The sequence below is a fragment of the Halobellus salinus genome, assembly GCF_014646875.1.
GTDB lineage: Archaea > Halobacteriota > Halobacteria > Halobacteriales > Haloferacaceae > Haloquadratum > Haloquadratum salinum.
On sequence record NZ_BMOC01000001.1, the window covers coordinates 68,813 to 85,817 of the forward strand.

The 17,005-nt window shown below is 67.5% G+C and carries 15 protein-coding genes and 1 pseudogene; 11 read left to right on the forward strand and 5 right to left on the reverse strand.

What is annotated here, in order from left to right; all coding sequences use genetic code 11:
• Positions 1 to 104: 104 nt before the first annotated feature.
• From IEX72_RS00330 to IEX72_RS00345, 4 genes and pseudogenes are all read left to right on the forward strand, one after another.
• Positions 105 to 1,199 (forward strand): hypothetical protein, encoded by a 1,095-nt coding sequence (locus IEX72_RS00330; protein WP_188785307.1) that lies wholly within the window; start codon positions 105 to 107, stop codon positions 1,197 to 1,199.
• A 216-nt stretch (positions 1,200 to 1,415) separates the two neighbouring features.
• Complete coding sequence (locus IEX72_RS00335) at positions 1,416 to 2,285, forward strand: methylenetetrahydrofolate reductase (protein WP_188785309.1); 870 nt, start codon at positions 1,416 to 1,418, stop codon at positions 2,283 to 2,285.
• Positions 2,286 to 2,490: 205 nt separating this feature from the next.
• A complete protein-coding gene (gene glyA, locus IEX72_RS00340) occupies positions 2,491 to 3,738 on the forward strand; it encodes a serine hydroxymethyltransferase (protein WP_188785311.1) in 1,248 nt (415 codons plus the stop codon).
• Positions 3,739 to 3,859: 121 nt separating this feature from the next.
• Positions 3,860 to 4,213: pseudogene (locus tag IEX72_RS00345) on the forward strand (RNA-guided endonuclease TnpB family protein); the annotation flags it as partial.
• 290 nt (positions 4,214 to 4,503) lie between these two features.
• Here IEX72_RS00345 and IEX72_RS00350 read toward each other — a convergent pair.
• Complete coding sequence (locus IEX72_RS00350; RefSeq protein ID WP_188785313.1) at positions 4,504 to 5,877, reverse strand: aminomethyltransferase family protein; 1,374 nt, start codon at positions 5,875 to 5,877, stop codon at positions 4,504 to 4,506.
• A 123-nt stretch (positions 5,878 to 6,000) separates the two neighbouring features.
• Between IEX72_RS00350 and IEX72_RS00355 the strand changes: the two genes are divergently transcribed.
• Positions 6,001 to 6,255: a hypothetical protein gene (locus IEX72_RS00355; RefSeq protein WP_188785316.1), complete on the forward strand. Its 255-nt coding sequence runs from the start codon at positions 6,001 to 6,003 to the stop codon at positions 6,253 to 6,255.
• A 28-nt stretch (positions 6,256 to 6,283) separates the two neighbouring features.
• Positions 6,284 to 7,060: an MOSC domain-containing protein gene (locus IEX72_RS00360; RefSeq protein ID WP_188785318.1), complete on the forward strand. Its 777-nt coding sequence runs from the start codon at positions 6,284 to 6,286 to the stop codon at positions 7,058 to 7,060.
• Between the two features lie 120 nt (positions 7,061 to 7,180).
• Here IEX72_RS00360 and IEX72_RS00365 read toward each other — a convergent pair whose 3' ends face one another.
• Positions 7,181 to 7,840 (reverse strand): helix-turn-helix domain-containing protein, encoded by a 660-nt coding sequence (locus tag IEX72_RS00365; protein WP_188785320.1) that lies wholly within the window; start codon positions 7,838 to 7,840, stop codon positions 7,181 to 7,183.
• Between the two features lie 424 nt (positions 7,841 to 8,264).
• Here IEX72_RS00365 and IEX72_RS00370 point away from each other — a divergent pair, with 424 nt between their 5' ends.
• From IEX72_RS00370 to IEX72_RS00385, 4 genes are all read left to right on the forward strand, one after another.
• Positions 8,265 to 9,512, forward strand: coding sequence for an MFS transporter (locus IEX72_RS00370; RefSeq protein ID WP_188785322.1), 1,248 nt, complete (start codon positions 8,265 to 8,267; stop codon positions 9,510 to 9,512).
• A gap of 167 nt (positions 9,513 to 9,679) precedes the next feature.
• Positions 9,680 to 10,369, forward strand: coding sequence for a potassium channel family protein (locus IEX72_RS00375; RefSeq protein WP_188785324.1), 690 nt, complete (start codon positions 9,680 to 9,682; stop codon positions 10,367 to 10,369).
• Position 10,370: 1 nt separating this feature from the next.
• Positions 10,371 to 12,071, forward strand: coding sequence for a potassium transporter TrkG (locus IEX72_RS00380; RefSeq protein WP_188785326.1), 1,701 nt, complete (start codon positions 10,371 to 10,373; stop codon positions 12,069 to 12,071).
• Positions 12,072 to 12,182: 111 nt separating this feature from the next.
• Positions 12,183 to 13,481, forward strand: a complete 1,299-nt coding sequence (locus IEX72_RS00385; protein ID WP_229663678.1) for a hypothetical protein — start codon at positions 12,183 to 12,185, stop codon at positions 13,479 to 13,481.
• 48 nt (positions 13,482 to 13,529) lie between these two features.
• On the opposite strand, the gene IEX72_RS00390 is transcribed toward IEX72_RS00385, so the two are convergent.
• The 3 genes from IEX72_RS00390 to IEX72_RS00400 form a co-directional block, all read right to left on the reverse strand.
• A complete protein-coding gene (locus tag IEX72_RS00390; RefSeq protein WP_188785705.1) occupies positions 13,530 to 14,651 on the reverse strand; it encodes an MFS transporter in 1,122 nt (373 codons plus the stop codon).
• 121 nt (positions 14,652 to 14,772) lie between these two features.
• Complete coding sequence (locus IEX72_RS00395) at positions 14,773 to 15,999, reverse strand: ABC transporter substrate-binding protein (RefSeq protein ID WP_188785328.1); 1,227 nt, start codon at positions 15,997 to 15,999, stop codon at positions 14,773 to 14,775.
• Positions 16,000 to 16,001: 2 nt separating this feature from the next.
• Complete coding sequence (locus IEX72_RS00400; RefSeq protein ID WP_188785331.1) at positions 16,002 to 16,220, reverse strand: hypothetical protein; 219 nt, start codon at positions 16,218 to 16,220, stop codon at positions 16,002 to 16,004.
• Positions 16,221 to 16,470: 250 nt separating this feature from the next.
• Between IEX72_RS00400 and IEX72_RS00405 the strand changes: the two genes are divergently transcribed.
• Positions 16,471 to 16,962, forward strand: a complete 492-nt coding sequence (locus IEX72_RS00405) for a hypothetical protein (RefSeq protein WP_188785332.1) — start codon at positions 16,471 to 16,473, stop codon at positions 16,960 to 16,962.
• Positions 16,963 to 17,005: the final 43 nt, after the last annotated feature.

A 17,005-nucleotide genomic window follows, 5' to 3' on the forward strand; every position in this document is an offset into this window, starting at 1 on the left:
GGATCCGGGCGGGACGGGTCGCGCGGGCCCTTCCGAACTTGAAGACCCTCACCATTCCACACGCATCGTTAACCAATCACAATGTGTTAGTTTGTCGTAGTGATATGGCGACGCGGACACATTCTCCGTTCGAGACCCTCGCGCGAGTGATCGAGCACCTCGACGACGACGGTCGGTCCGTCCGCCGGACCGAAGCGGCGGGGAGCGGCGGGGACGGGTCGCTGCGCGCCACCGTTACTGTTGCTGTGGGGGCGCCCGGCGACCTCGAACCGGCCGACGTGGCGGTCGGCGACGGCCTCTCGGTGACGTTCCGCGCGCCGGCGTTCCCGGACCCGGCCGAGGCGCTCCCGGCGGGGTATCCCCGTGTCTCAGTCGACCCCACCGACGTGCGCCTCGACGGGGACTCGCTTGTGGTGACACTCACCGTGACAATCGGCGACGACGGGGGTCGGAGCCGCGAGGGCGACACCGTCGGTGGCGACGACGCCTCAAGCACGACGAGCGATGAGGAGCCGGACGACGCGACCACAGACACGGGAGAACCCGGAAGCGACGACTCTACGATGGTGGCGGGGGGCACGCGTCTCGCTGCCGTCCGCGACGAGTCGGTTCCGGCGTACGACGACACGCCGTACCTCCGTCGGCTCTACGAGACCAGTGAGACGTTCGCCGAAATGAGTCGCCGGATCGACATGGACGTCTCCGCGGAGACCGTCCGCCGGTACATGACCGAGGCGGGAGTCCACTCGCCGACCTCCTACGAAACCGCCGACGGGACGCGGGCAGCGTCCGACGAGGAACGTGGCGACGGCGGCACGGGCGCCGAGACGGCGACCGACACGGCGTCGGTCGACAGCGCCGGGGCCACAGATGGGACAGCGGAGCCAGCGGGTCAGGGCCGCCGGACCGACGACGGTACCGGAGCCACATCGTTGCCCGACGAACAACTGGTCGCCGACGGCATCGGGCTGCCGGACGCGCTCACCCTCCACGACGTCGTTGATGCCGTCGTTGACGCCAGAACGGTGCACGAAGTCCAGCGGGAAGTCGGCCTGGAGTACGACCGGACGCGGCAGCTCCTGACACAACTCAACGTGTTGGATCTGGTGGTCGGTCGGGTCTCCGGCGACCCCGACCAACCCGCCACCGTCAACGTCGTCGCCGACCGGATCCGCCAGTGTGCGCCCGACTCGGCTTGAGGTCCTCCCCGCCCTGAAGCGCGAACCGTTCGGCCTGGACTTTTCATAAGAATTTTGTCACCCCGTGGTTCAGAAGCTCAGATGGTCCCGTCAGTCGACGGCGCGAACCGCAAACTGTCGACAATCGTCGCCGAACGACGCCGGGGTGCCGGCGTGGACCATCCGCAGGGGTGGTGAACCCATAAACAAAAGTGGGTCCCGCCCGTTCTTCCGATAATGTCACTTGGAGCGCAACGCGGAGCCGAAACGTCCACTGCGGACGGCGCCGAATACCTCTTGACCAACGCCCGGTTCGAGCTGATGCCGTTCGACAGCTTCGAAGACGAGATCCAGCACCTCCCCGACGGAGCGAGCGTCGCGATCACAACCTCGCCCAAACTGGGTATCGAAAAGACCGTCGAGCGTTCCGAGGAGGCCGCCGCGCAGGGGTACGACGTCATTCCCCACATCGCCGCGCGGTATATCGAGGGCCCCGAACAGCTCGAGGAGATCGCCCGTCGCCTCACCGAGGCCGGCGTCACCGACATCTTCGTGCCGGGCGGGGACAAAGAGGACCCGGTCGGGGAGTTCGAGTCCGCGTACGACCTGCTCGTCGCGCTTGACGATATCGACTACGAGTTCGACGAGGTCGGAATCACGGGCTACCCCGAGGGCCACGACTTCATCTCCGAGGACGAACTCACGGAGTCGATGGAAAAGAAGGCGCCGTACGCGACGTATATTGTGACGCAGCTGTGTTACGATTCAGAGGCGATCCTGGAGTGGATCGAGGAGATCCGCGCACGGGGGGTCGACCTCCCGGTCGAGATCGGGATCCCCGGCGTGATGAAATACGAGAAGCTCCTGAAGATCTCGCGAAAAGTCGGCGTCGGCGACTCGGTGAAGTTCCTGCGGAAGACCACCGGGCTCGTGGGCTTCGTCAAACAGTTCGTGGGGTCGCGCGGACGGTACAGGCCCGACGACCTGATCGACGGGCTGGGGCCGTACGTCGGCGACGACACCTACAACATCCACGGCCTCCACATCTATACGTTCAACCAGACGCCCGACCTCGAAGGGTGGCGGCGCGGTCGGCTCGAGGACTGACAGGGTTGCCGTAGCCGGGTCGCGGCCGTCGTTCACACGGGTCGAGGGTGGCCGGTGAATCGGTAGTGTCCTCACTGTGGCGCGGGCGCTCGCTTGAGGGCTGTGCTGCGACCGACCACAACCGGTCGTTCGGGTGTCACACTGATCGGGAGTTGACTGTGCGGAAAGGCAGAATTATCCGACTCGGACCCGTGTCAGTATGTGTATGCCGAACGAAACCGTTCGCGACACCGATCCGGCCGTCGCCGACGCCCTTGATGGCGAGCGCAGGCGGCAGAACGAGACCCTCGCTATGATCGCAAGCGAGAACCACGCCTCCGAAGCCGTGATGGAAGCCCAGGGAAGTGCCCTCACGAACAAGTATGCCGAAGGATACCCCGGGGAGCGGTACTACGCGGGGTGTGAGTACGCCGACGAGGTCGAAGAACTCGCGATCGAGCGCGCCAAAGAGCTGTGGGGCGCCGACCACGTCAACGTCCAGCCCCACTCCGGCTCGCAGGCGAACATGGGCGTCTACCTCGCGATGTTGGAGCCGGGCGATAAGATCCTCTCGCTCGACCTCACGCACGGTGGGCATCTCTCCCACGGCCACCCCGCCAACTTCGCCGGCCAGACCTACACCGTCGAGCAGTACGAGGTCGACCCCGACACCGGGTACGTCGACTTCGAGGGGCTCGAAGCGACCGCCGAGGAGTTCGAACCGGACATCGTCGTGTCGGGCTACTCCGCGTACCCCCGGGAGGTCGACTTCGGGCGGATCCAGGAGATCGCGGACGCGGTCGACGCCTACCACCTTGCGGACATCGCCCACATCACGGGGCTCGTCGCGGCGGGCGTCCACGAGTCGCCGGTCGGTGTCGCGGACTTCGTGACGGGGTCGACCCACAAGACCATCCGCGCGGGCCGCGGCGGGATCATCATGTGCGACGAGGAGTACGCCGACGACATCGACAACGCGGTGTTCCCCGGCACACAGGGCGGTCCCGCCATGCACTGCATCGCCGGGAAGGCGGTCGGGTTCGGGGAGGCGCTCTCCGAGGAGTTCGAGGCGTACGCCCAACAGACAATCGACAACGCTACCGCAATGGCCGAGCGCCTCCAAGAGCACGGCCTCAGTCTCGTCTCGGGCGGCACCGACAACCACCTGATCCTGGCCGACCTCCGTCCGTCCCACCCCGACACCGCAGGGAAGGAAGTTGAGGACGCGCTGGCGTCTGCAGGGGTTGTTATGAACGCCAACACGGTCCCGGGGGAGACCCGCTCTGCGTTCAACCCCAGCGGCATCCGGCTCGGAACGCCCGCGCTCACAACGCGCGGGTTCACGGAGTCGACCTGTCGGGAGGTCGCCGACCTGATCGTGAAGGTCGTCGACGACCCTCACAACGAGCGCGTCGTCGCCGACGTGGCGGCACGGGTCGAAGCGCTGACCGACGAGTACCCGCTGTACGACTGATACCGTGTCCCGCCGGGTGTCACCCCGTTACGGAGAATCGAGGAGAAAGCCCCTGCTTTAGTGCGGGGATGAATCCGACACTGCCTTTCACGAACCACCGTCGATAGCACAGCCTGATATGGATTTGAATCATAAACTCTCCCGTCGTCTCATCACGTTCGCGGAACAGTTCGAGAACCCCGTCGTTCGGATAGAAGACCTCGAAGGTATCCGCGAGAACAGTTCGTGGTCGGGTGTCCACTCGTGGCACTTCCACCAACTCCAACAGTTCATTACGTACAAAGCCGAACGCGCTGGTATCCGTGTCGAGAAGATTGACCCCTCCCATACCAGTCAGGAGTGTTCGGCGTGTGGTTCGATGGGAACTCGTGATGTCGACCACTTTTCGTGTTCGGAGTGTGGACGGAAACGCCACGCCGACCTGAACGCTTCAGAGAACATCGCACAACGGGAGGGAGAACCGTGCACGGCGTAGCAGTTCGGCTGACGCGAACCGTGCGACCTCGCTGAGTGAAGAGCCAGTCGTCATCATCGGGCTACGCCCGATTGCTCGTGGAACGTCGTTCCACGCTGTTGACGCCCGCTGTATGCGGGGAGGAAGGCCCCATTGACAGGGCTGTACGCGCTGGAAAGCACGTCCTTGGTCACAACTGGACGGCTACCGCTGACGTTCCACGCGAAAGCGTACTTGAGACCCGAGGAAACGCGCAACCTGAATATCCCCTTCGGGGAATCCTCGCGCTTTAACGCGGGGAGGATGTCAAGTTATTCGCCTTCGGCTTCCTTCCGGGCGTTGAGTTTGGCCTGCTCGCGGGCGCTCGGGTTGACCGACTCCTTGAACGGAACCTTTGCAACGGTGGCGAAGGTCGGCTCGCCGGATTCCTCGGAGTACTCGTCGGGGAGGTGGACCTCGAACTCCAAGTCGAGTTCCTCGTCGTAGATCTCGTCGTTGAGCGGCGTGTCGGTGACTTCCTCGATCTTCTCGGCGGGCACGTAGCCCATCGCGATGTTGGTCTCTAGGTCCGGGTTCCACCACGGCGAGGTGATGTACCCGCACTCGTCGCCCGTTTCGGGGTCGGAGACGAGCCAGAAGTCCGGCGCGTAGTCGCGGATGGGTTCGCCGGCCATCTTGAGGCCGATGAGCTTGTGCGTGAACGGGTAGTCGCCGCTCTCGATCTGCTCTTTTTGCTCTTCGAGGGCCTCCTTGCCGATGTAGTCGGCGTCCTTGTCGTCGGGGACCTGGTAGCCCAGGTTGACCTGGAACGGGGAGGTCTCGAAGTCGAGGTCCTGCCCCCAGGACATGATCCCGGCCGCGATGCGGCGGTGGTGGCCGGGCGCGATCTGGCGGCCGCCGTGGTCAACGACGCTGTCGTGGACCGGGTCCCACACCTTCTCGGCGTCCTCGTGGGCGTCCTTGACGTAGACCTCGAAGCCCTCCTCGCCGGAGAAGCCGGTCTGGCTGATGAGAACGTCGGCACCGCCGATCTCGGCCTCCATCAGACCGTAGTACGGGACGTCTTTGACTTCTTCGCCGACGACGTCGACCATCACATCGAGCGCCTTCGGCCCCTGGATCTGCATCGGGGTGACGTCGATCTCGTCGATTTCGACGTCGAAGTCGTTGTCGACGTTGACGCCCTGAAGCCACTGCATCAGGTTCGAGTCCGAAAGGGAGAACCAGAACTCGTCCTCCTCGGGGCGCAGCAGAACCGGGTCGTTGAGCACGCCGCCGTCCTCGTTACAGAGAATGACGTACTTGCCGTCCATCGGGTCCATGCCGGTCACGTCGCGGGAGACGACGTAGTTCGTCAGCGCTTCGGCGTCGGGGCCCTTCACGCGGATCTGTCGCTCGACCGCGACGTCCCACAGCGTGACATCGTTAGTCAGTGCGTCGTACTCTTTCATCGCACCGCCGTCTTCGGGTTCGACGAGGCCGCGCGGGTGATAGAGCCGGTTATACACGGTACAGCGCCACGCGCTGTTCTCGTTGAACGACTTGTGGAAGAAGGGTGATTTACGGACGCGGGTCGAAACGAGCATCTCAATCCCCGGATCGCCCGTCTGGCGGAGGTTCCGTGGGACGGAACGATCGGACTGATCGACACTCGGAAAGTTCGGATGGTCAGCGTCTCCTGACATCTCATAGAGGGAGGACACAGATCCTCATAAAACGTCACCCTGATAGTACCGTATTTTTATCCCGGTCGCCAAGGGGAACACGGCCGACAAACGATGTATGACTGTCAGGTCCGTACACAACGTATGGAAGACGAACGGCCCCCGCCCGACCCGGACGCCGACAGCGCGTACCGGTTTGGGGTGGTGGCCGGCGCGGTCCTCGGACTCATCACGGTCGGGTCACTCCACTGGACCGGCGCCCTCACGCCGTTGGCTCTGGGGTACGTCCTCGCGGCGCTGTTCCCGGTGTATTTGATCGTGGCCGCGGTCGTGCTCGGCGCCTGGCTCGGATACGACAAAGGCGCCACCTCGCTGCGGCCGGTGGGCGGAACGAAATGATGATGCCGGTATTCACCCATAGGGAGGTATGGCGCGGCTCGAACGCCTCCGGATCTACCCGGTGAAGGGGTTGGACGGTATCGATGTCGACACCGCGAGCGTGCGGGCGGGTGGGACGCTCGGCGGCGACCGCGAGTACGCGCTCGGAGACGCGGACAACGACCCGCTCAACGGGAAACGAACCGCCGCGGTCCACGACCTCAACGCGGCGTTCGATCCCGAGTCCGGGACGCTGAGCGTCGGGACGGAGTCGAGGGAGACGGCGCAGTTCACCCTCCCGGCGGAACGGGACCGCGCGTCAGCGTGGTTTAGCGACGTCTTCGGCGACGGGATCACGCTCGAACGGAACGAAGATCGGGGGTTCGTGGACCGTCCGGGAATGGGGCCATCGGTGGTCAGCACCGCGACGCTCGAAGCCGTGGCGTCGTGGTTCGACGGCCTAACCGTCGAGAGCGTCCGGCGCCGACTCCGCGCGAACGTCGAAGTGAGCGGCGTCCCCGCGTTCTGGGAGGACCGGTTCGTCGGCGACGACGCCCCGGCGTTCGCGGTCGGCGGCGTGCGGTTCGAGGGGATCACGCCGTGTGGCCGGTGTGTCGTGCCGTCGCGGGACCCCGACACGGGCGAGGCGGTGCCGGCGTTCAGACGGCGGTTCGTCCGGAAGCGCCGGGAGACGTTCCCGGAGTTCGCCGACCCCGACGCGTTCGAGCACTTCTTCGCGGTGATGATCCTCGCGCGGGTTCCGGAGGCCGCCAGCCGGCCGACGCTCCGGGTCGGGGACGCTGTGACCGACGTCAACAGGGACTGACCCGGACGCGGGGGTGGCGGGGTCGCGACCGCTCCGAACTCGGGGCGATCAGGGGCGAAAACGGGTCTCGGGAACCGCACCGAACACCGTGTGCGGCCCCGTGTCGGGCCCTCCGTCGAGTCACCCGGACCGCTCGCGCTCGGCGATCGTGGCCGCGATGAGGTTCCGCATCCCGCGCCGGAGCCGACCGCTCATCGCGGTCGACGACAGCCCCATCCGATCGGCCACCTCGCCAAGCGAGATGTCCCGAGGTTCGTTGAAGTAGCCCTCCGAGAACGCGAGTCGGAGCGCCGTCCGCTGTTCGTCGGTGAGGCCGTACGACGACTCCCCACCGGCGTCTTCGTTGCTGTAGATCTCGATAATGTCGAGGGCGATGTCGTTGGCGATCGCGTACTCCCAGATGGTGTTCAACGCGGCGCGGTCCGGCAGTAGCAGGTGGACCAACCACCCGGCGTCTTTGGTTTCGGTGTGGACCAGAAACCCGTTCTCCTCGGTGACGATACTGCTTATGAGCCGCGTCTGCGGCGTGTGCTGAATGTAGTAGATCGCGGTGTCGTCGGTGCGGTCGATCAACTCGAACGCCTCAACCGTCCCGTCCTCGGCGAGCGTCGCTTCGAGTGTCTCGGCGTCGTTGTACTCGATGAGAAACGGGAAGTACGTCGTCCCCGGGTCGGTCGTCCCCTGCGTGATCACGCGGATCTTGACACCGTCGAGAGCCCGCAGCGTGGGAGCGAGCGAGAGGTAGTCGTGCTTGATGTGGACTTTGGCTGTGATCGACATAGGCTTCAGTGGCCGCCGGTGTCACGTCAGGCCGAGATCGGCGCGGTCGAGCCGCCGTGGAGCGTCCGCGAGCGGTCGGAACGCGGTCGACGGTGCGGCCGGAGTGACGCGACGGCTGTCTTGCTGCCGGATTCGCAGCCCTCCCGTGTTATACTATCGGTTGCGCCGAGCGTCGTCGCTCCGGTAGTGTGATGCCGGGGACGCCATATCACCCCACGAGTGTCGGAACGGAAAACGTCCGACTCCCGTCGCCGAAGTCCTGTTTCGGTAGGAGCGGCCTCAGTGCGAATAGTGGGGAGACAGCGGTGCGAGCCCGCGGCCCGTTCGGGTCCCGCCCGCGTGGTTTGTCCGCCAACTTTCGCTCGGCGACCCACCGCCCGCGTAACGCCCGATTTATGTCTGCCGGGGCACAGACTCGGAAGCAATGGCGCCCCAACGCGACGCGGTCGCCGACGGCGACGGCTCCGCAGACAGGGGTTCGGCCCCAGCCACAACCGACCGCGACTGGACGGCGTACGGTCTCGTCGTGGGGTCGGCGCTGGTGTCCGCCGGCATGGCGGCGTACGAGATCGCCCCCGCCAGCGTCACGCCGCTTGTCCGCGACTCCCTCGGGGTCGGGTCGACGCTGGCCGGGTTGCTCGTGGGGGCCATGTTCGGGACCGCGGTCGTCACGAGCCTCCCCGCGGGCGCGGTGCTCGACCGGACGGACTCCCGGCGGGTGATGGCGGCTGCGGTGTTCACGCTGTTCGTGGCCGGGGTGTGGGGGTGGGTCGCCGGACGCGCCGGGGGGTACTGGCCGTTGATCGCCTCTCGCATCGTTGCGGGCGTCGCGTACGTGGTCGTGTGGAACGCCGGTATCGATATCGTTAGCCGCGCGGTCGAGCCCGCCCACCGGGCGACGGCGGTCGGGGTCTTCACCGCCAGCGGCCCGCTGGGGTTCGCGCTCGGCCAGAGCACCGGACCCCTCCTTGCGGCGCGGTTCGGGTGGCCCGCGATCTTTCCGGCGTACGCCGGCGTCGCGCTCGCCGGGTTCGGGCTGTTCTGGCACACCAGCCGCGGGTTGGGCGGCGCCCGCGCAGACGCCCCCACGCTCGGGGAGTTCGGGACCGTCCTTCGGAGCCGACCGGTGTGGATCGCCGGGGGTCTGGGGTTTCTGAGCTACGCGCTGTACCTGTTCGTCAACTCGTGGGGGTCCTCGTACCTGGCCGACCAAATCGAGCTGTCGCTGGCGGCCAGCGGGGCGATCATCGCGGTGTTTCCCGCCGTGGGCGTGCTCTCGCGCGTCTCCAGCGGAGTGCTCTCGGATCGGGTGTTCGGCGGACGGCGGCGACCGGTCGTCCTCGGATCGTTCGGGGTGGCGGCGCCGCTGGTGTTGGCGTTCACCCGACTCGGGTCGGTGCCGGTGGTCGTCGGTGCCCTCCTGTGTGTGGGCTTTGCAATCCAGCTCACGATCGGGCTCTCGTTTAGCTACGTCCGAGAGCTCGTCGACGCCAACGTGGCGGCGACCGCGGTGGCGTTCCAGACAAGCGTCGGGCTGGCGGGCGCGTTCGTCTCGCCCATCGTCGGTGGTGCCGTCGTCGACGCCGCGGGGTTCGATGTCGCGTTCCTGGTGGCGGGCGCCATAGCGGTCGCCGGGGCCGTATTGGCGTGGTGGGCACCCGAGCCCGCGTGAGGGGTGGAACCGGCCACTCCCCCGATCAGTCGCGGAGCCGACCTCGGCGCGCACGGTGTGGGACAGAGCACGCACGTCCCGCCGAACGCCGTCAACGGAGGTGGCGTTCGGCGGCAATCGTCGTGAGGCGGTAGTTTTTCGACTGCCCCTGGTGAATCCGCTGTCGGATGTACATCGTCATCGTCGGGGCGGGGGACATCGGCAGCCCACTCGTCGAAATCGCCACCGAGAGCGGTAACGAGGTCGTCGTCATCGAACGCGACGAGGAACGGGCCGAACGGGCGTCACGCCAGTACGACTGCCTCGTGCTCAACAGCGACGCGACAACGAAGGAGACGCTGCTGGACGCCGGGACCGACCGTGCGGACGCGATCATCTCGACGACCGACCAGGACGCGACGAACGTCATGGTCTGTCTGTTGGCGCTGGAACTCGATGTTCCGGAGGTGGTCTCGGTCGTCCACAACCCCGAGCACATGAGTCTCTTCCGGCAGATCGGCGTCAACACGATGCAGAACCCCCAGCGGCTCATCGCGGAGTATCTCTACCGCGCGGTCAGATACCCCTCCATCGTGGACTTCATGCACATCGGCGAGAAGGCGGAGGTGTTCGAGATCGCCGCCGAGGCCGACGCGCCCATCACCGGCAAGACCCTTCGGGAGGCCAACAATGCCGGGCTTCTCGGGGGCGACACGCTGATCGTTGCCGTGGAACGTGACGGCGACGACGGGCCCGAACTGATCACGCCTCGCGGCAGCACCCGCATCCGAGCGGGCGACCTCCTCACCGTGTACGCCGGCGCGGGAGCGACTCCCGGGGTAACGGACGTGTTCGGCCACTTCGAGGACCACGGCTGAAATGTCCGAACGGAGCCGTGGCGCGTTCCGGAGGGAGTTCCGGATCGTTGCGCGGGACATCGGGTCGCTGCTATTGATGACGGCAGGGCTGATGACGCTCACCACAGTCGTTGCACTCGGGGTCGGCGAGTACCACGCCGCGCTCGCGTTCCTGCTCGCAGGGGGCGTGACCGCGGGCGTCGGCGGCCTCGCCGCCCGCGGGTTCGCCGACGCGCCGGCGCCACAGATGAAACACGGGATGGTCATCGCCGCCGGCGGGTGGCTGCTGGTGGCTGTCTTCAGCGCGCTCCCCTTCGTCCTGGCCGCGTGGGTGACCCCGCCGGCGGTGATGGACACGTTCGTCCCTGCGGGGCTCGCCACGAGCGGATGGGAGCCGATCCGCGTCGGTGGAACCACCACGCGCTCCAGTCTGGCGTACTTCCGGAATCCGCTGCACGCCCTGTTCGAGTCGATGAGCGGGTGGACGGGCAGCGGCCTGACGATGGCGGTCCACGAGCCGTCGCTCCCGCGGACGCTCCAGTGGTGGCGGTCGTTCATCCAGTGGGTCGGCGGGGTCGGCGTGATCGTGCTGACCGTCTCGATCCTGTCGCGTCCGGGCAGCGGGAGCTACGCGCTCTACCGGAGCGAGGCCCGCGAGGAGAAGATCCACCCGAGTATCGTCTCGACCGTCCGGACCGTGTGGAAGCTCGTGGTCGGGTACACCCTCGTTTCGTTCGTGCTCCTCTTCGGGGCGATCCGCGGCAGCGGCAGCGGCAGCGCGTACGCTGCGTCGCTGTCGGCCCCGGAGGCGGCGTGGCAGGCGCTCAACCACGCCATGACCGGGCTCACGACCGGCGGGTTCTCCGTCACCGACAACTCGATCGCGACGTACAACGCCCCGCTGGTCGAGGTGGCGCTGCTCCCGATCATGACCGCGGGCGCGATCGCGTTTCCCGTCCACTACGTGGTGCTCCGGGACCGGAGCCTCCGGGAACTCGCGGCCGACCTCCAGACCCGGTGGCTGTTCGCGCTCTTTGGGGCGGGTGTGGTCGTCCTGTCCGTCCAGAACGTGACGTCGGTGTCGACGGTGCCGGACGCCTTCGCGACCCAGTCGGTGCTCCCGTTCGCCGTCGATCCGGTCTCGGCAGCCCAACTCGACGCGATCCGGGATTCGACGTTCCAGTGGATCAGCGCCCTGACTGCCACCGGGTTCCAGTCGGCGCCGATCGGGCGGTGGGTCGCCGGCGGAAAGATCCTGGTCGTGGGTGCGATGGTGCTCGGGGGCGCCGCCGGGTCGACCGTGGGCGGCATCAAGATCGTTCGGGGGTACACGGTCGCCCGCGGGATCGCCTGGCAGTTCTCGCGGGTGTTTCTCCCGACGGACGCGGTGATCACCGCCCGGATCGACGGCCGCGTGCTGGACCGCGAGACGATGGAACGGGAGTTCGGCGAGGCGGCGATCGTCACGATCCTGTGGCTGCTTGGGCTCGCCGTCGGGAGCCTCGTGCTTGTGAACGTCGCCGGTCCCGAGTTCGGCTACGCCGACGCGCTGTTCGAGGTCGCGAGCGCACAGGGCAACGTCGGGCTGTCGTCGGGGATCACCGGCCCCACGATGTCGCCGGTGGCGGAGGGGATGTTCGTGCTGCACATGTGGATCGGCCGGCTGGAGATCATCCCGGTGCTCGTGTTCGTCCGGGCCGCGATTTCCGGGGTGGACCCGTAACTCCCTCCGGACCGTTCGACGTCGGCAAACGTCGCATCCTCCAACGTCCGACACCCGGCCGCGACGGTCGCAGCCGGTGTCTCTATCCGCCCTGAGGTGGTATCACGACGCATGTGCGACCACACTGCGGACCCGGTGCTCTACCCCAACCGCGGAACAGACGACATCGATCCGGACGACGACGGCGTCTCCCGGCGGACGCTGCTCGCGGGATCGGCAGCGGCGGGTGCCGCTGCAACCGCCGGGTGTTCCCGTTCGATCCCCGGGTCCGGGGACGCAGACGACGGGCCGGGGCCACCCACAGTGTACGTGTTCAATACGGGCGACATGACCGTGAGCGTGATCGACACCGACGCCGACGACGTCGTGGCCACGACGTATCTGGGCGCGACGGCGTCGTTCCCCTCAAACCAGTACCTTCCCGGGTTGCTTACCGACGGTGACGACGTCGTGTGGCTGAACGTCGACCGGGGGGTTCGGGCGGTCACCGCCGGGTCGCTGTCGGAGGTCGCGTCGCTGGACACCGGATCGGGGGCGAACTGGCAGGAGGTCACCCCGGACGGAAAGCACCTCGTGGTGAGCGCGCGGGAACCCGCCCACACACAGTACCGGGTGGACGCCGACCCCACCTCCGACACCTTCGGCGAGGTGACGGCGGAACTCGACCGGACCGACGAGGGCGGCCGCGGCGACACCGACGGCCCCGGGCCGTGTGACGTCTCGATCCACCCCGACGGACAGTACGCGTACGTCCCCGACATCTTCGGCGACACCCTGACCGTTATCGACTACGAGGACTTCGGGATCGTGACCCAGGTGTCGGTCGACCCCGACGCCGACGCCGACGCCGTCGCCCCGTGGATGAACACCGTCGCCTGGGACGGCAACACGCTGCTCGTGGAGAACAGCGGGGGTGACACCGGGACCGAGAGCATCTGGGACGTGAGCGACCCGGAAGCCCCCGAGGAGGTGGTTCGGCTCACCGCCGACGACGGGTTGGGGGCGCGCCCGTTGACAAGCGAGATCGGGCCGGATTCGGAGTTCGGGTACGTCTTCACCCCCGGCTCCGACGACGTGACCGTGATCGACCTCGCCGCGCGCGAGGTCGCCGGCCGAATCGATCTCGGCGGGTCGGGGTTCGTCGGCACGTGGGGTCCCGCCCGCGAGAAGCTCTACGTTCCGGTCCAGAGCGACGACGAAGTGAAAGTGATCGATCACGCCGAGCGGGCGGTCGCGGGGACCATCCCGGTTGGGTCGAAGCCATACGGCGCGACCGCCGGTCGGGTCCGCCCCGACACCGACACCTCGAACGGCCTGCTCGCGTCGCTGGCGCGGTTGGGGGTGGCGCTCCCGGGCGGCGGCACCACGTACTGCATCGGCGAGTGCGCCTGCGGCCACGAACTCCGGTGACGGCCAGCGGGACACCGCCTGCCCCACCGACCCGCTCTCGCCCGGGCGTCACCGCCTCGCCAACAGCGCGGCCGCGGCGACCAGACAGACCACGAACCCGGCGAACGCGAGGTCGTAGCTGGCGTAGGTGGCGACGATGCCGACATACGCCGGCCCGATGGCGTTCGCGATCAGGAACAGCGCCCGCGCCGCCCCCAAATCGGCACCCGTTCCGTCGGCGGGCGCGCCGTCGAGGATGATGGCGTCCGCGAGCGGGAATCCGGTCTTGTACCCGAGCGCGAACACCCCGATCGCGACCCAGATCGCGAGGGTGGACCCAACGAGGATGAGTGCGGTCATCGCTGTTGCGGCGACCGACAGCCCCCCGACCGCGACCGCCCGCCGGGAGATCCGGTCGCCCAGGATCCCGGCGGCGGGTTTGACCGCGAACCCGACCGCGAAGACGATCGCGAACGTCAGTCCCGCGAGGCTCTCTGAGAACCCCTTCGCCCGCGCGAGGTAGGTCGGAACGAAGTTGATGAACCCGCCGACCATGAAATAAAACAGCGAAAAGGCGACGAGGGTCTCCCGCTGCCGGTTGCTCTCGACCAACCGGCCGACCGTACTCCGGAGGTCCAGCGTCGTCTCCCCCACGTGATACCCGTCCCGAGTCGTGACGGTGTAGACGACCGTGAGGGCTGCGAGTCCGACCGCGATCGGGAAGAAGGGCGTGCGCCACGTGAAGTACGTCAACGCGAGGACCGCGATGCCGGAGGACAACAGCCCGCCGGCGTCGGTGCCCGCGGCATAGATCCCGAGCGCGCGGCCGCGGTCATCGGTGAAGAGATCCGAGAGTAGCGCTCGCGAGGGGATGGCGAACAGCCCCTTCCCGAGACCGACAACCGTCGACGCGAGCAGGAACGTCACCAACCCGGTGGTGAGCCCGAAGAGCCCGAACCCAACCGCGATGACCACCATCCCGGGCACGATCAGCGTGGTCCGGTTCCACCGGTCGGAGTACTCTCCACTGGGGTACTGGACCACGGCGTAAGAGCCCTGGAAGATCGCGAGCGCGATCCCCGCAGTGGCCTCGGTGATCCCGAGGTCGGTGATGATCGTCGGCAGCAGCGGTGACAGCAGGAACCGGCCGGTCTGGAGCGTCGCCCACCCCAGGGACACGACCACCAGCATCCGGCGCGCGTAGCCGGTCGCGTCCACCGACTCTCTCACCCCGTTCGACTCGGTCACGTCCTCGTGTCGGCGGGGCTCCCTGACGTGGTTTCCGATTCGCGGGCGCAGGACCGACCGCGCGTCAGGCCTCTGCCGGGATCGCCGGCAGCGGGTCGGTTCGGAACACTTCGGTGTATCCGTAGTTGCCCTCGGGGTAGTGCGACGGTGGGTCGCCGGTGATGGTGCTGTACACCTGGATCTGGTTTTTGAGCTCCCCGGAGTCGGCGTACTGGATCGGGTTCGCAAACAGCGTGTCAAACTCGATGGCGCGCGTCGCCTCCGTGACAGCCTCGGGGTCGGCCTCGCCGGCGTTCTCGATCGCCTGGGCGATGAGCTTGCCCGTGACGTATCCGTGGGCGGTGTGGGTGTTGAACTGCGCGCCCACCGCCCGGGCGTACCGCTCTGCGACCTCGGCGAACTCGTCGCTGTACGGGTCGGCGAGGTGGACGTGGGTGAACCCGCGCTCGGAGTCCGCACCCAGCGTCGACCGCACCACGTCCGGCGGCCACGAGGAGCCGGTCACGACCTCGGGGTCGTAGCCCAACTCGTAGAGCTGCCGGGTGATCGTCAGCACGCCCGGCGGGTGTCCGCTCGTCACCACCATCCCGACATCGTCGGGGATCTGCCGGACGTACGTGGAGAAGTCGCTCTCGGAGACGGGGGCCACCTGGATGTCCACGTCGACGGCGAAGGCCGCCTCGATCGCCGATCGAACGGAACGCCCCCACGCGTAGTCGGCGACAATGGCGCTGATCGACTCGTACCCCCGCGTCTCGGCGAGCGCCGCCTGTGCCCGCATCGTCGGCTCTGCGGGGAGGAGCCCGACACGGAAGGCGTGCCGCGTCTCCGGGGTGATGGTGTCGCTCGATCCGGCCAGGTGCATGTACATCGGGATTCCGAGCTCCTCGGCGGTGCGGGCGGTGCGGATCCCCACGTCGGAGCTCACCGGTCCGGTGGCGGCTACAACCTCCTCCTGTTCGGCGAACCGCTCGAAGATCGACGCCGCCTCGGCGGGATCGCTCCCGGAGTCGGCTTCGATAACGTTCAGCTCCCGGCCGTCAAGCACGCCACCGTCCCGGTTGATTTCGTCGACGGCGAACGCGAGCCCCGAGGCGTGGACCCGCCCCCACACCGAGAAGTTCCCCGAGAGCGGCTGTATCGCTCCGACCCTGATCGGTTCCTCGTCGCTGTCGCCGGCGTCGCCGGCTGTGGTGCCGTTGTCGTTGCTACAGCCCGCAATCGCCCCGACGCCGGCCGTCCCGGCCGCCGCCAGAAACTGCCGCCTGTCGACCGTCCCGTACGTTCTCACAGTTATTTCGAGGTGTAGTGAACTGTTGAGGTTGACGGTCTGTCCCGGTCACTCCGACCGACGAGGTCCGCCACCGCATCGGGGTCGGTGCTGTCGGCCGCGTGGTCGATCACGGTCGCCTCACCGGCCGCGTGGTCGATCACGGTCGCCTCACCGGCCGCGTGGTCCCGAACAGCCGCGATTGCGGCCGCGAGCCGCGCTTCGTCGCGACCGTTCAGCACGACGCCACAAGCCGTCCACGACGAGCGCCCGCGCCGACACCGAGCGGGACTGTGCGGGTGTGTGAGGCCCTCCAACTCGGTCTCCCTACTGGTCCCGCCGGAAGCACTCCAAACGAAACAGCACTCACGGTCGGGTGCAGCACTCCCCGTTCGCCGGCTCCGCGGGCCGCCGGGCGACACCGACGGAACCCGCACGTCGCCGGGGCCGATGAGCAGCTATTTGTGTCCAGGCCGCGGCTGGGCAGAGACTGTGACCCGAACCGGCCCAGCGTACGTCGAATCCGAGTCGGAGCTGTTCGCCGATATCGACCGCAAGCGAGCGAACGGTGACGTCACCGCGGCGACCGCCGACGCGTTCGTCGAACTCTACGAGTTCGCCACGGACATCGGCGACAGAGTGTCCATCGGGCAGGCGAAACACGCCAACTTCCAAGCGAAAGTGGATGCCCACCAGGCCGGCTACCGGAACGACCCAAGCGTGTTCACCGCGAACGTCAGTGGGACGCTGAAAGTCTGGCCCGCGAGGATGGTGCTGGACAACGCTCCCGACGTTGACGCGGTCGGGTGGGACGCGGCGGACTACCACGAGTTCGAGCGGGCGTTCCAGTCCCTGCGGGGCGTGCCGCACGACGCGACGACCGTCCCGTTCGAGCGGGTCGGCTCCGACGTCGACGTCGCCGAGTTCGAATCGATCGTCGAGCGGTTCGTCGCGGCCTGCCGGCCTAAAGCCGGCGGGGCGTAGCACGGTCGATTCCGCAGGGCCCGTCGCCGCCGACCGCCGGCGG

Excerpts from the sequence above, each read along its gene's own strand:
- IEX72_RS00355 (WP_188785316.1), top strand. The coding sequence starts at position 6,001 with ATGGAAGACGAACGGCCCCCGCCCGACCCGGACGCCGACAGCGCGTAC.
- IEX72_RS00330 (WP_188785307.1), top strand. The coding sequence starts at position 105 with ATGGCGACGCGGACACATTCTCCGTTCGAGACCCTCGCGCGAGTGATC.
- IEX72_RS00360 (WP_188785318.1), top strand. The coding sequence starts at position 6,284 with ATGGCGCGGCTCGAACGCCTCCGGATCTACCCGGTGAAGGGGTTGGAC.
- IEX72_RS00335 (WP_188785309.1), top strand. The coding sequence starts at position 1,416 with ATGTCACTTGGAGCGCAACGCGGAGCCGAAACGTCCACTGCGGACGGC.
- IEX72_RS00350 (WP_188785313.1), bottom strand. The coding sequence starts at position 5,877 with ATGTCAGGAGACGCTGACCATCCGAACTTTCCGAGTGTCGATCAGTCC.
- IEX72_RS00365 (WP_188785320.1), bottom strand. The coding sequence starts at position 7,840 with ATGTCGATCACAGCCAAAGTCCACATCAAGCACGACTACCTCTCGCTC.
- IEX72_RS00370 (WP_188785322.1), top strand. The coding sequence starts at position 8,265 with ATGGCGCCCCAACGCGACGCGGTCGCCGACGGCGACGGCTCCGCAGAC.
- IEX72_RS00385 (WP_229663678.1), top strand. The coding sequence starts at position 12,183 with ATGTGCGACCACACTGCGGACCCGGTGCTCTACCCCAACCGCGGAACA.
- IEX72_RS00390 (WP_188785705.1), bottom strand. The coding sequence starts at position 14,651 with ATGCTGGTGGTCGTGTCCCTGGGGTGGGCGACGCTCCAGACCGGCCGG.
- IEX72_RS00375 (WP_188785324.1), top strand. The coding sequence starts at position 9,680 with ATGTACATCGTCATCGTCGGGGCGGGGGACATCGGCAGCCCACTCGTC.
- glyA (WP_188785311.1), top strand. The coding sequence starts at position 2,491 with ATGCCGAACGAAACCGTTCGCGACACCGATCCGGCCGTCGCCGACGCC.
- IEX72_RS00380 (WP_188785326.1), top strand. The coding sequence starts at position 10,371 with ATGTCCGAACGGAGCCGTGGCGCGTTCCGGAGGGAGTTCCGGATCGTT.